Genomic DNA, 13,811 nt, shown 5'->3' with positions numbered 1-13,811 from the left:
ACAATAAACGAATGAAAAACCTATTAATCCCCCGTGCTAAAAGATTACTCAAACACTTAGCAATACTTAGTTTTTTGATACCCCTTTTTCAATGTTCCCAAAAAGAGGGCATTAAACTTAATAAAGGCGATCATATCATCCTTATCGGCAACAATCTAGGCTCGAGAATGATGGATTATGGGCTTTTTGAAACGGAAATGTATGTCCGTTACCCAGATAGCCTGCTCTATATCAGGAATATGTGCGATGGAGGGAATACCCCGGGTTTCCGTCCACATTCCGGAAGGGTTTCCCCATGGGCATTTCCTGGGGCAGAAGACTTTCAGACTGAATTTGCCAATTCCTCTGGAAGTGAAGGTCATTATGAAAGCCCGGATGAGTGGTTGTTTCGGCATAAAGCAGACATCATTCTGGCCTTTTTTGGGTATAATGAATCCTTTCAAGGGGAAGCTGGCCTGGAAAATTATAAAGCAGAATTAGACGCTTTTATCAGACATACCCTACAGCAAAATTATAATGGAAGCACTCCGCCTAAATTGGCCCTCATTTCCCCCATAGCCTTTGAGGACTTATCGGCAACCAAGGATCTGCCTAATGGGGTGAAGGAAAACAAAAACCTTGAATTATACACTTTAGCGATGAAAGAGGTCGCTGAAAAACACCAAGTCCTTTTCGTGGATGCTTTTAATCCATCCAAAAAATGGTACGCATCCAATACCGATCCTTTAACCATAGACGGTTCCCAACTCAATGAATTGGGCTATCAAAAATTAGCGGTTTTGTTGGCCGATCAGGTTTTTGGCAAGGCTAAACTTAAAGCTGCTCAAAACAGGGATTTGATCCATGAGATGGTGATGCGGAAAAACTGGATGTGGCATAATGATTACAAAATTCCAAATGGCGTGCATGTCTATGGAAGAAGGTACAAACCGTTTGGACCGGACAATTATCCCTACGAACTGGAAAAAATAAGACAAATGACCGCCATTCGGGATGAAGCCATCTGGAAGGCAGCAAAAGGGGAAATCATGGATATTGAAGCAGCTGACAAAAATACCATAGAACTGCCACCTGTAGAGACCAATTACAATCCACAGCAAAATGGTAACCTGACTTATCTCTATGGTCAAGACGCCTTGGATCAATTGACAGTGCCAGAGGGATACAAAATTGAACTTTTTGCTTCAGAGGTTGAATTTCCTGATTTGGCCAATCCGGTGCAAATGAGTTTTGACAACAAAGGGAGGTTGTGGATAGCAACCTGTCCCAGTTATCCCCATTACAAGCCAGGCAATGAAAAACCCAATGACAAAATCATCATCCTAGAGGACACCAATGGCGATGGAAAAGCAGATAAGCAAACTGTTTTTGCGGATGGACTTCACCTCCCTATGGGATTCGAGATAGCTCCAGAAGGAGTATATGTTTCCCAGGGTACGCATCTAAAAATACTCATTGATACCAATGGAGATGACCGGGCCGATAAGGTTGAAATCTTGCTCAGTGGTTTCGATGACCACGATACCCACCATGTGATTTCTGCCTTTGCAGCAGATCCTTCCGGGGCGATTTACATGGGAGAGGGCGTATTTTTACACTCCAATGTAGAGACCTCCTATGGTCCTGTTCGGGCTACCAATGGAGGATTTTTCAGGTATAACCCTTCCAGACACCAATTAGAAAGAACTGCGCAATTGTCCATTCCCAATCCATGGGGGATAGCTTTTGATGAATGGGGGCAGAACTTCTTTGCCGAAACTTCTGGTCCTGACGTGATGTGGATGATGCCAGGTACGGTTTTGCCCAGATACGGGGAAGCCACCCATAAATCTTACAACCTCATTGAAGATGACCATAGGGTGAGGCCAACTTCAGGTTTGGAGTTTGTGTCTAGCAGGCACTTCCCAGATGAAGTGCAAGGAGACCTTTTGATCAACAATACGATCGGATTTTTGGGTATGAAGCAACATGCCATAGAAGATGATGGCACAGGTTTTAAGACCCGTCATAGATTGGATTTGGTAAAGGGTACCGATAGGAATTTCCGCCCTGTGGACATGGAATTCGCTCCCGATGGTTCGCTCTATTTTATTGATTGGCACAATGTGCTGATAGGCCATATGCAGCACAATGCCCGAGATCCCTTGAGGGACCACGTTCATGGCAGGGTCTATCGCATTACCTATCCGTCCAGACCCTTAGTGGAGCCGGCAAAAGTCCATGGTGCCAGTATCCCAGAGCTCTTGGACAATTTGAAATTACCGGAATTCAGGACAAAGTACAGGACCAAAAGGGAATTAAGAGGTAGAGATGCAGATCAGGTTTTGCAAGCCATCACATCGTGGACTGCCTCTTTAGACAAAAATGACCCGAAATATGAAGCTTATTTGTTGGAAGCACTATGGGTAAGTTGGGGTTTAAATAAGGTCGATCAGTCATTACTCCGGCAATTACTTCAAGCGAAAGATTTCAGGGTTAGGGCTGCGGCTGTGAGGGTACTGAGGTATACCGGTCACCAAGTGGCTGATCAGGCAGATCTAATGATGGAAGCTGTAAGAGATGAGCATGGACGGGTAAGACTGGAAGCTATTACAGCAGCGTCTTGGCTTCAAAAGGAAAAAGGCCTGCCCATTTTAGAAGAAGCAACAAAGAAACCTTTGGACAACTGGATGGTACATGCCCATGAGACTGCGGTAGCCCATATCAATGGGATTTCAGTCAGGGAAAAGAAAGAAGAAGACATCAGGTCCAATTTGACTGGGGGGGATCTGGAACTGTACCTCATAGGGAAAGAAATTTACAATAGAGATGGTTTTTGTGCTACCTGTCATCAGCCCGATGGCAGGGGGCTTTCAGCTTCTCAATTTCCACCAATTGTAGGCACCCAATGGGTTTTGGGCAGTGAAGAACGCTTGATCAAATTGGTATTGAAAGGCTTATTGGGGCCTATAGAGGTGCTGGGTAGGGAATACCCTGGCCATGTGCCTATGACGCCTTATGAAGGCATGCTTAATGACAATGAAATTGCAGCGGTATTGACCTATGTGAGAAACTCTTTTGGAAATCAAGCCTCTCCTATCCGTCCGGAAAAGGTAAAAGCAGTCAGGACATCGATTGAAAATAAGCGGGGATTTTATTCGCCAGCTGAGTTGTTGAAAGAACACCCGATGGAGAAATGAGATTTTAGACTTGCCTGCTGCAAGCAGGAGAGAGATGCTAGATGCGAGAGTCGAGAAGCAAGACTTTAGATAATTTAGGGATTCATTAAGGTAATTCCTTGAAATTGTGACAAAACAACCCCGATAGGGGTTTAATCCCTTAAGGGTATTTGCCCCGGGTGCAACCCGGGGTTGAGAGGTGATTTTGATATTCGGCAATCCCGACTCCAAGGGAGTCGAACTCTAGATAAGAAAATGAAATAAGTGTCAAGTATTTTCAGGACGAGACCAAGAAGCAAGACATAAGAAAAAATCTAGAAGGGTTAGGTAGCATGTACCATCCGCCACTGCAGACAAGATGTGCCAAGTACTAGGTACCATGTACAAAGTACGAGGATTTGAAATCATATTTTGAACAAACTTTAAAATAGCGCTATGCTGACACGTTTTGGAATTTCAATTGTAATTTTTTTATCTCTTGGATGCAGCGCCGATATAAAAGAAATGGCTTATGGCTCCGAAGACATTACAGCAAATAGCAATGGCCTGCATGGCTATATTGGCTATAGTACTCAAAAACGCCCGGAAGGTTTTGGGGCCGGAATTGGCTTTTATACAGCTGTATGGCCTTTAGTGGAACAACCCCTGGCTGGATTCCAGATAGGACTTCCCGGCAATTGGATCACCCCTGACAATCCCGAAAACAAAGATATCCCCTGCTGCCCTGAAGGTACGATTGCCCGAACATGGGAACCAAGGGGGCCAACATGGGAAAGTGTCTTTCAGACGCAGGAAGGGGGATTGGGATATTGGAGAGGAAACAGGTACCATTATGGATCTCCAAAATTCAGCATGAACGGGGTTCCGGATTGCTATAATTCAGAAATAGCTTCTCCAGGTTGGCCCTTCTTTTACAGAGCGGAAGCTTTGCCGGATGGCCAATTGGGAATTGCCCAGCTAAGCAACAGAATTTTGGTCCCCCCCGATGGTATTACGTTTGAAGGAGATCTGGAAGGTAGGTTTTTAGGATATACCCACATGGCGCTTCCCCTGACGGATGCAAAGCCAGGTCCACCTCCAACTGGGGATCAGAGTTGGACACTTTTTTTAAATTCAGAAAACTTCAAAGGTCCTGTGGCTTTTTATATCCCGGAAATGTGGAGCAGGCTTTCTAAAGATTATAAAGCCATAGAAGGAATGGGCTTGGATGTCAGGCCAGGAAAAATGGGTGGCGGAGGAGCCATGGAAATCAATACAGTACCCTCCTTTGAAATGAGAGACAATAAGGGAGATTTGTATATCAAAATACCCGAGCTTCAATTCCCCGTGAATGAACATGGCCAATCAGTCCTTGTCCAGGATGTCACTTATTACTCAAAAGGCGCACTATTTAATTATCTTCTGGAATGGAAGAAAGGCGGTAAAGTCTATCCCGGTAAATTTGATGAAACACATACCTGGAAACCGGAATTAAATCCAAGAGATATATCTCTGGATCAAGGAGCAGGTTTAAACAACGGGGGGTATAAAATCACCGGTCTGGAAGATGTTTTGCAAACCACAATCACAGATTCAAATGCTTTTGGTTTGCAATGGAAAGAAAATCAAATTACCAAACAAGGTCTTTTCCCCCAATATTTCAAACAAGTGGGTGATCAACGTCGGGCTGTAAGCCACGAAGAAATTCCTGAAATTCTAAAAAATATGGAGTTCCCCAAGGCAGAATCTGAAAGTCAATATGTCAATTGGAGAAACGGAAATGAAATTGTTGAGGGGAATTTTATCATCGATAAAAGCCTGCCCTATACTTCACCTAATGAAGGAGCTTGGGCAAATCCTGGCCCTGTTTCCCAGCCCTATAAATCAAAATTGAAAGATGGGTCAACTGTCACCTATAAATGGTATAGATTTATTGATCAGCCTTCCTTCCAGCAATTTGATTGGAGTGAAGAGGAAAAGGATCGACTTCAGAAATTTGTTGAGCAAATTCATATACACTGGACGATCGAACAGGAATATATGGCTCCACCCAGTACTGGAAAGTTGGTAACCATAGATCCTGAACTGATTGTAAGCCCTCCAGTGGGGATGGAGGCTGGGTATGTACCCATTGTCATCAGGCAGGAAAAAGTGTTGGATTCTTCAAAATAAGACTTTAAACAATAGAATTAGGTATCCTCACAGGACTTTTTATTCAGCACCAATTCACTTCACTGTGAATAAAATAAAAATTGGTTTACATGCTTTAGCAATATCACTTTTTTTGTATAGAAGTAATAATGCCGGTTAAAAAAGCGAAAAGCCCTAGCTTGAATCAGTGTTTGTTCAATTTGAATAGCACCTACTCATTTAATTTATATAAGGAGCTATTATCTCTACAATCAAATTAATAGTAATAAGGTTTCCAGTGTCTCATTTCCTTTTCTTTTTCCTCAAACCGATGTCTCATATCGAGTAATTGATCATGGTACTCGGGATTCAAAGAAAGATTCCTGGTCTCCAATGGATCCGATTCCAAATCATAAAGCTCCTCATGCTGTGGATCATTGATGTACCGGAAATATTTCCATTTTTCAGTCCTTAACCCTTCACTTGGCGGGATGATATCCACCTGCCATAGGTGTTCGCAAATAAATTCTTTCCGGGGAAATACATCTGGCTTTTCATCTAAAAATCCAGCCAGACTTAGCCCTTCCCATGATTTGGGAATCTGAATACCAGCCAGATCAAAAATCGTAGGAGCAATGTCAATATTCAATACGATGTCAGAAAATCTAACTCCTTGAACCGATCCAGGTTGATAAATAATCATGGGAACCCGAAGGGAATTGTCATACATCAACCATTTTCCGGCCAACTGACGCTCTCCTATAAAATAGCCATTATCACTGGTCAGGATAATGATGGTGTTCTTATCCTTGCCCTGCTTGACCAACTCCTCCCTTATCAGCTTAATTTCCTGATCGATTTCTGAAATCATCCGGTAATATCCTTTCATGCTGCTTTGGTATTTTTCTTCAGTGTCAAACCTCCAGTGCCAACGGTTTCGGTTTTCTCCTTCCCTCACATAGGAAGGTTGAGCTTCAAAATACTCTTGGCTGCTTAAAGGAGGTTCAGGAAACAAGGATGATTCATACATGGAATCGAATTCCTTATCCCAAAAAAACTGTTCTTCTGAAGGATCATGGGCATGTGGGGCACTGAAGCTTATGGAAAGCATAAATGGTTTATCCTTTGGCGCTTGCCGGATAAATTCAATGGCCTTATGGCCGGTATATCGGGTCAAATGGACAGTGTCGCTATCAATTGTTTTATAAAAATAACCCCGCCTGTCCTTAAATCGGTCCAGCCTGTCGTAATTTTCACACACATCAAATAAGGATTCAAACCCTGAATAATTGACACCGAATTTCCCGAAAAAACCAGTGTAGTAGCCACTGTCTTTCATCAAAGCTGGATAAGATTGATCAATAAACTCGGGCTTTATTTCTCCCTGACCAAAAGTATAGCCGTGTGTTCTTTCATAAGTTCCTGTTAAAATACTTGCCCTGCTTGCTGCACAGATGGGGGTGGTCACAAAAGCATTTTCAAAAAATACTCCTTCCTCGGCCAACCTATCCATTTCAGGTGTATGGATCAATTCATTTCCTGCAAATCCTAAAGCATCCCACCTTTGATCATCTGTCAAAATGAAAATGATATTTGGCCTGTTTTCCTGAGAAAAACAATTAAAACTCAGGTGAAGGAAAACAAAGAAGGATAACGAAATGAATCTTACCATTTTTAAGACTGTGTTTACTTTCGAGTTCAATCTACAACCCATGTTTTGCCATCATTTTTTTGATATGGGCAAATCCGTTTTCTGCCATATCCCAAGGCTCAGAAAATTGTCTCCAAACGCCAATAGAATTGGCAAAGTCGGGATCGTTTCGTGTAAAGCCTTCAATGGTCAGCCAACCTTTGTATTGGATTTCTGCCAAGGCGGCAAAAGTTTCATCCCAAGGCACATGTCCTGAACCAGGCGTGCCACGGTCGTTTTCGCTGATATGGAAATGGGCTAACCTTGGACCGATTTGCCGGATGGCATCACCCAACTTTTTTTCTTCCATATTGGCATGATGGGTATCAAACATCGCTTTTACATTGGGATGATTGACTATGCCCAGCAAATAACCCAATTGCTCCATGGTGTTGCAGAGGTAGCATTCAAAGCGGTTCAATGCCTCAGGGGTCAGCAGGATTCCTGCCTGTGCCGCATAATCTCCTGCCTGATGGAGCATTTCGGCACTTCTCTCATACTCTATTTCCTGTGGGGCAGCTTTCGAAAAAGTAGCAAAGGCAGAGTGAATAGGGCCACATAAGACCTGCGAACCTAAATCATGCGATCTGTCGATGATCCACTTGATCTTTTCCAATCCTTTTTGTCTGACAGCTGCATCAGCACTGATCAGGTTTTCTTCCGGACTAAGCACAGAAACAGTAGTGACTTCCAAACCAATCTCCCGGCAATAATTTCCTATGTTTTTGTAAGCTGCTTCATCTGGGGAGCCAACAAAAAATTCAGCCCCATCATATCCGATTTTTTTGAGTCTGTCCAGGATAGGTTTGAGCTCATCTGACATATTGGCTGACCAGGCTAGGACATTGAATCCGATTTTGTTCATAGGTTATTTTGGTTTATTTGTTCACAATAAAATATGGACTTTGAACTCAATCTTTCGAATACCAAGGTTGTATTCTAGCGCAAGTCTTAAGTCTAGTGTCTAGCGTCTTGTATCTATTTACTTGAAATCTTCCACCTTCATTCCTTTCCTAAATGTTCCAAATCCAAACATGGATGGCTCATACTTCCCCACAACAGAGACATTCATATCTGCTGTAATTTTATCAGGCATATCCAAGGCCCAAAAAGCAGCATTGACAATTAATCGCCTCAGGTCATCGCTGATTAGGTCAATGGAAGCGCCCATGGTGGTGGTGAATACTTTTCCTTTCTTCCCACCTTCGATTTGGTAATCCTTAGTCCAGGCCATAGGCATGATGGATTTCTCCCAGTTGATGGGCGATTCAGGAGTCATTCCCGAAGTCGGTACCCCATAGATCAATACTTCTGCTTCTTTGGGGATATTTTTTACTGTGTATACGTCTGATGCAGCCCAGATATCTTTTACACCTCTTAATATCGGGTGGTCCTGCTGTTGGGCGATGCCATCAATCAATGCCCTTGCTCCTTCAGTACCATGGTTACCATGATGCGCTACCCAGGTTTCGCCAAGGATTTTCTGTCCAAATCCACCTTCCCATCCTGGTTCTTTACCCATCCAATGGTATTTGGCAAAGGGACTGTTTTTGTTTTTTTCATAATGGAAAGCATGGGTAGCAGTCCTCAAGCCAATTATCGGTTTTCCAGCCAGAAGAAAATTATGGAAGTATTGGGTTTGCTCATCGGGTAATTCCCTGAATCTGGTTGACAAAATCATTAAATCAGCTTTTTCCAAATGTTCGAGACCAGGGATGTTGTTTTGATAGGAAGGAACTATATGGCCTGTTTCAGGCTCAATGGGAAATAGTACCGTACAGGTAAAACCATAATGTTGGGCCAGCAATTTACCCAACATGGGCATAGCTTCTTCAGAACGGTATTCGTCGTCCCCGCTTACCAGTACAATGTGTTTGCCTTTACCGGGCCCTTCCTTTCCTTCAAACCGTAGCCAAGTTTTTCCCTCCTGTGCTATACAACTGTTGTCTGTCAATATAAAAAAGGCCATGCAAAGCATCATTAATGCCTTAATCGGGTTGGGCATGTTCACGTGGTTCATAGGTTGTGTTTTGAATATGCTTTTAAATTATTTTTAAAAGCCTGATAAAAAAAGTTTTGCATCATTATTTTCTCAAAAACTTACCAAAACCATTATATTGCTTGATAGCATCCAAATAATTAGCTTACGGAAACCTATTTAACCGCTTTAGACTTCTGATTCGTGGCCACCGAAATTAAGTACAATCAAAGATACATTTGGTTAATCAGCCTGACCGCCGCTTTGGGTGGATTTCTTTTTGGCTATGATTGGGTAGTCATCGGTGGGGCTAAGCCTTTTTATGAACCTTATTTCAATATCACACTACCCAGTCAGCAAGGTTGGGGAACCAGTTCTGCTTTGGTTGGCTGTATGATTGGTGCTGCATTGTGCATATGGGTAAGTGACAAATTTGGAAGAAAGCGGCTTTTGATTTTTGCAGGTTTGCTATTTTCCCTGTCCGCATTGGGAACAGCCTTAGCGGATACCTTTTGGTGGTTTAATTTTTACAGGATAATGGGCGGGGTAGCCATGGGAATTGCCTTGAATCTTTCTCCGCTTTACATTGCTGAAATTGCCCCACCTGAAAAAAGAGGCATGCTCGTCACCTTTAATCAGCTTTTGGTAATGATTGGGGTGTTGTTGGCACAACTGATCAACTGGCAGATTTCCTTAGTGGATAAAGATCTTTCAGATACGGCGACCTTTGAACAGATCGCCACTAGTTGGGCAGGGAATTATGGTTGGCGGTGGATGTTTGCTGCTGAGTTTGTCCCTGCCTTTCTCTTTTTTGTGTTGATGTTCTTTGTCCCTGAAAGTGCCCGGTGGTTGGTCAAGAATAAAGAAGTTCAGAAAGCCAAAGAAGTCCTGACCAAGATAGGAGGGGAGTTTTATGCGGATTTGTCGATTTCTGAAATCAATGCTACTCTGACAAAAGAAAATCTTGCCAGGGTGAACTTCAAAGAGCTTTTCCAGAAAAACATCCTGAAATTTATTGGTATCGGTGTGTTCCTTTCTTTTCTTCAACAGTGGAGTGGGGTGAATGTCATCATCTATTATGCGGCTGATATTTTTCAGGCAGCAGGTTATACTTTGAAGCAGATGATGCTAAACATCGTAGTGATCGGTTCGGTCATGGTGCTTTCAGTATTCATTACCATTTTCACAGTGGATAAATTTGGAAGGAAGAAATTATTGCTGATCGGTACTTCCACCATGGCCTTTCTGTATCTGCTAATAGGATTGACTTTTTATCAGGATATAGGAGGGGCAGTCGTCGTATTCTTGGTCTTGACCAATGTGATGTTTTATTCTTTTACCCTTGCTCCATTGCTTTGGGTGGTGCTGTCAGAGATTTTTCCGACAAGGGTGAGAGGGGCTACCATGTCCATTGCAGCCTTGGCGCATTGGGTGGGTAATTTCACCCTGACTTTCAGTTTTCCGACCATCAAAGAAAACCTGGGCTGGGCCAATAATTTCTGGCTGTACGGGTTGATTTGTTTGCTTGGATTTTTTGTTTTGAAATGGGTCTTACCCGAAACCAAGGGCAAAACCTTGGAGGAAATAGAAAAGCAGTTCATCAATAAATAAGGGTCGATTACCTGGGTTTAGGTAAAAATTTGATAGGATAATCGGAAAATTTCCGATTATCAATTTATTTTTTTACATTAGTAACATGAAAATTTTCAGGGAAATAGCAAAAAATACAGGAAAACTATTGCCACATCATTTGGTCAGTTCATGGTTAATAGATTATCAACGTCCTAATGATAAAATCGCCTACCTTAAGTCTCAGGGATATTTGAAGTCAGTAAAAAAAGGATTGTACTATGCTGGTCCGGAATTAACTGAAAAAAAGCCAGAGCCCTTTTTGGTTGCCAATCATATTATGGGGCCTAGTTATGTTTCCACAGAATCGGCTTTATCTTATTATGGATTAATTCCAGAGAAGGTCCATGAAATCACCTCCATGACTACCAAACCTTCCCGAACATTTGAAACATCTCTTGGAAGGTTCTCTTACAGGTATCTACCCTTGCCCTATTATTCATTTGGCTTACGTATGCTACAATTATCCTCTAATCAGTTTGCAATTATGGCTTCTGCTGAAAAGGCTATATGTGATAAAATAGTGACTACCTCGGGTATTTCATTTAGAAGCGCACAAAATGCCTATGATTTCTTAGTAGGAAATATGCGAATAGATGAAGATTCATTAAAGACCATGGACCTTGAAAGTATCAAATTGTGGTTACCGGATGCCCCAAAGGCAAAAAGCCTGTCAATGACCATTAAAATGATTGAGAAATTATGATTCGGGATTGGTTAAAAGAATACAAACCGGCCAACCAGCAAGAGGCTAAAGATGCACTGAGGGAAATAATGCATGAAATTGCCTTAGCTGGATTATATCGTGCCGGATTTTTTGAAAAAGCTGCTTTTTATGGAGGGACTGCTCTAAGAATTTTTCATGGGCTCGATAGGTTTTCTGAAGACCTGGACTTCTCTTTACTCAAAAGAGATAAGTTATTTTCCTTAGGAAAATACCAAGATGCAATAGTCCATGAATTTGAATCCTTAGGAATGAAGGTTTCATTTAAAGAAAAAATGAAGCAAAATAACAGTAATATAGATTCTGCATTCCTTAAATCTGAAACCATGTGGAAAGAACTTGTTTTAGAAAGTATAATCCCCCAACATGGTATAAACCAAATCGCGAATTTGAAAATAAAAATTGAAGTAGATACGCTACCTCCTTTAGGCTTTGAGACAGCCGATCATTTATTATTGAGGCCCTTTTCTTTTTATGTCAAATGTTTAAGTATACCGGACCTTTTTGCAGGTAAAATGCACGCATTGTTGTTTCGAAGATGGGGAAAAAATGTTAAAGGCAGAGACTGGTATGATATGGAGTGGTATATTAAAAAAGGCTTTAAGGTCAATCTTAAGCATTTTGCATTAAGGGCTTTTGATAGTGGAGATTGGCCCAAAAAAGAAATTTCAGAAGAAGAGTTTAGGACTCTTTTAATCCAAAGAATAGATGAGGTTAATTTTCAATATGCGAAAAATGATATCAGAAGATTTATCAAAGATCCACAAAAAATTGAAAATTGGGGTAAAGAATATTTCCGTGACTTAATTGCTTTTCTGAAAGTAAAGCAATCCTGATCCAGATAGACTTTCAAAAACCTGATCCAATTTTTTAAAAGCAGCAGGACAATACAGGACAGCAATCTTCCCTGAATTTTTGTATTTTTCACTTCCAACCCAAAGCGACCTATGGAAAATTCAACTGGCCTGCAAACAAATACCCCTGTAGGTGAATTTGAACGCCAACCTGTTCCATCTTCCCAATTCAAAGACTGGAGGAAATTTCTGGGGATGTTTGCCGGAGAACATGCAGCTGGAACAGAGTTCGTCATAGGACCGCTTTTCCTAACAGCTGGCGTATCTGCTTTCGATTTGATAGTTGGTTTGTTGCTGGGTAATTTTCTGGCCGTCCTGACCTGGAGGTATATTACGACCCCGATTGCCACAGCAGAAAGGTTGACCCTTTATTTCAAACTGGAGAAAATTGCTGGGAGAAAGCTGGTAACCGGGTATAATTTGGCAAATGGCCTTCTGTTCTGTTTTTTGGCCGGTGCCATGATCACCGTTTCCGCTACAGCCGTGGGCATTCCTTTTGACATGCCCATGCCTGCCTTGACGGATACCACTCCTAACAGCCTCTCCTGGGTTTTGGTGGTATTGGGCGTGGGGACGGTAATTTCCATAGTGGCTGCCAAAGGTTATGATGCGGTATCGAAGTTTTCTAATATCGCTGCTCCATGGATGGTCATGGTGTTTTTGATTGCAGGAATCGTGGCTGCCAAGAGGTTGGGAGTAGATAGTTTTTCTGATTTATGGGCAGTATGGGGTACTGGCTCGGAGCCATTTCCCGGACAGATCAAGTTTACCTTCTGGCATGTATTGTTCTTTGCTTGGTTTTGCAATGCTGCCATGCATTTGGGTATGTCAGACCTGTCTGTCCTGCGCTATGCCGACAAAAACTCTGTGGGTTGGACCACTGCTGCAGGGATGTATGTAGGACACTTTATGGCTTGGATTTCAGCATGTTTGATGTTTGCTCTGTATTTGAAAAGTCCTGAAGCTGCGGCCATTTTTGCCAGTGGAGGGGTGCCTCCCGTAGCGCCGGGACCTTTGGCTTACGAAGTTGTGGGTATTGCAGGACTGATTTGTGTATTGGTGGCAGGTTGGACAACAGCCAATCCTACGATTTACAGAGCAGGTTTGGCTTTTCAGGCCATTTTCCCTAAAAGTTCGACAGTGAAAGTGACTTTGGTGACTGGAGGTATTGCTACCATTGCAGGATTGTTTCCGGCATTTGCGATGAAGTTACTCGATTTTGTGGCAGTTTATGGATTCATTCTGGCACCTATCGGGGCAGTAATTTTCTTTGAGCATTACTGGGCAGAGAAACTGGGCGTGACGAAATACTATGCTTCTTCCAAAGGTATACAATTCAATGCGGCAGTTTTATTGGCCTGGTTGATCAGCATGGCTGTTTTTTACAGTCTATCTGTATACCAAGGAGTTTTCCTTTCTTTCTTTACTTTACCGGCATGGATTGCCTGCGGTGTTTTGTACTTAGTGTTCAGTAAAATTTTCCAGAAAAAATGAAAAAGCTATGGTATCCCATATTGGTTTTGGTAGTGATGTTGATCCTTGCTTTCCTTTATTTCACTGGATTACTGAATGATTTCCAATTAAAGGCTGGGTTGGTGATTTGCACCCTTTGCTGGTTTGTAGGTTTGGCTTTAATGGATTGGGTGGGTAAAAGAGGAGAGGGGTAAAG

Annotated in this window: 10 protein-coding genes; 7 read left to right on the top strand and 3 right to left on the bottom strand. The window is 42.3% G+C overall.

The features are described 5' to 3' along the window. The first annotated feature begins 11 nt into the window (after positions 1 to 11). Both B879_RS09620 and B879_RS09615 read left to right on the top strand, forming a co-directional pair. Positions 12 to 3,179: a PVC-type heme-binding CxxCH protein gene (locus B879_RS09620; protein WP_009184980.1), complete on the top strand. Its 3,168-nt coding sequence runs from the start codon at positions 12 to 14 to the stop codon at positions 3,177 to 3,179. 414 nt (positions 3,180 to 3,593) lie between these two features. Beyond that, positions 3,594 to 5,309 (top strand): hypothetical protein, encoded by a 1,716-nt coding sequence (locus B879_RS09615; RefSeq protein WP_009184979.1) that lies wholly within the window; start codon positions 3,594 to 3,596, stop codon positions 5,307 to 5,309. A gap of 235 nt (positions 5,310 to 5,544) precedes the next feature. On the opposite strand, the gene B879_RS09610 is transcribed toward B879_RS09615, so the two are convergent. From B879_RS09610 to B879_RS09600, 3 genes are all read right to left on the bottom strand, one after another. Further along, positions 5,545 to 6,939 carry a sulfatase family protein gene (locus tag B879_RS09610; protein WP_202949614.1) on the bottom strand — a complete coding sequence of 465 codons (1,395 nt, stop codon included), beginning with the start codon at positions 6,937 to 6,939 and terminating at the stop codon, positions 5,545 to 5,547. A gap of 31 nt (positions 6,940 to 6,970) precedes the next feature. Continuing rightward, positions 6,971 to 7,822, bottom strand: coding sequence for a sugar phosphate isomerase/epimerase family protein (locus tag B879_RS09605; RefSeq protein WP_009184977.1), 852 nt, complete (start codon positions 7,820 to 7,822; stop codon positions 6,971 to 6,973). 117 nt (positions 7,823 to 7,939) lie between these two features. Next, entirely contained in the window at positions 7,940 to 8,977 is a 1,038-nt protein-coding gene (locus tag B879_RS09600; RefSeq protein ID WP_009184976.1) for a ThuA domain-containing protein, read from the bottom strand. Between the two features lie 162 nt (positions 8,978 to 9,139). On the opposite strand from B879_RS09600, the gene B879_RS09595 reads away from it, so the two are divergent. From B879_RS09595 to B879_RS22630, 5 genes are all read left to right on the top strand, one after another. Beyond that, positions 9,140 to 10,546, top strand: a complete 1,407-nt coding sequence (locus B879_RS09595; RefSeq protein ID WP_009184975.1) for a sugar porter family MFS transporter — start codon at positions 9,140 to 9,142, stop codon at positions 10,544 to 10,546. 85 nt (positions 10,547 to 10,631) lie between these two features. Beyond that, positions 10,632 to 11,270, top strand: coding sequence for a type IV toxin-antitoxin system AbiEi family antitoxin domain-containing protein (locus B879_RS09590; protein ID WP_009184974.1), 639 nt, complete (start codon positions 10,632 to 10,634; stop codon positions 11,268 to 11,270). Next, positions 11,267 to 12,124 (top strand): nucleotidyl transferase AbiEii/AbiGii toxin family protein, encoded by an 858-nt coding sequence (locus B879_RS09585; RefSeq protein WP_009184973.1) that lies wholly within the window; start codon positions 11,267 to 11,269, stop codon positions 12,122 to 12,124. The genes B879_RS09590 and B879_RS09585 overlap by 4 nt, the downstream gene beginning before the upstream one ends. A 111-nt stretch (positions 12,125 to 12,235) precedes the next feature. Then, positions 12,236 to 13,636, top strand: a complete 1,401-nt coding sequence (locus B879_RS09580; protein ID WP_009184972.1) for a purine-cytosine permease family protein — start codon at positions 12,236 to 12,238, stop codon at positions 13,634 to 13,636. Then, entirely contained in the window at positions 13,633 to 13,809 is a 177-nt protein-coding gene (locus tag B879_RS22630) for a hypothetical protein (RefSeq protein WP_009184971.1), read from the top strand. Before B879_RS09580 ends, B879_RS22630 begins: the two co-directional genes overlap by 4 nt. The last annotated feature ends 2 nt before the right edge of the window (positions 13,810 to 13,811 follow it).

The organism is Cecembia lonarensis LW9, assembly GCF_000298295.1.
Classification (GTDB): domain Bacteria; phylum Bacteroidota; class Bacteroidia; order Cytophagales; family Cyclobacteriaceae; genus Cecembia; species Cecembia lonarensis.
Note: the sequence above shows the minus strand (reverse complement) of the source record. Positions and strands in the feature narration are given on the sequence as shown.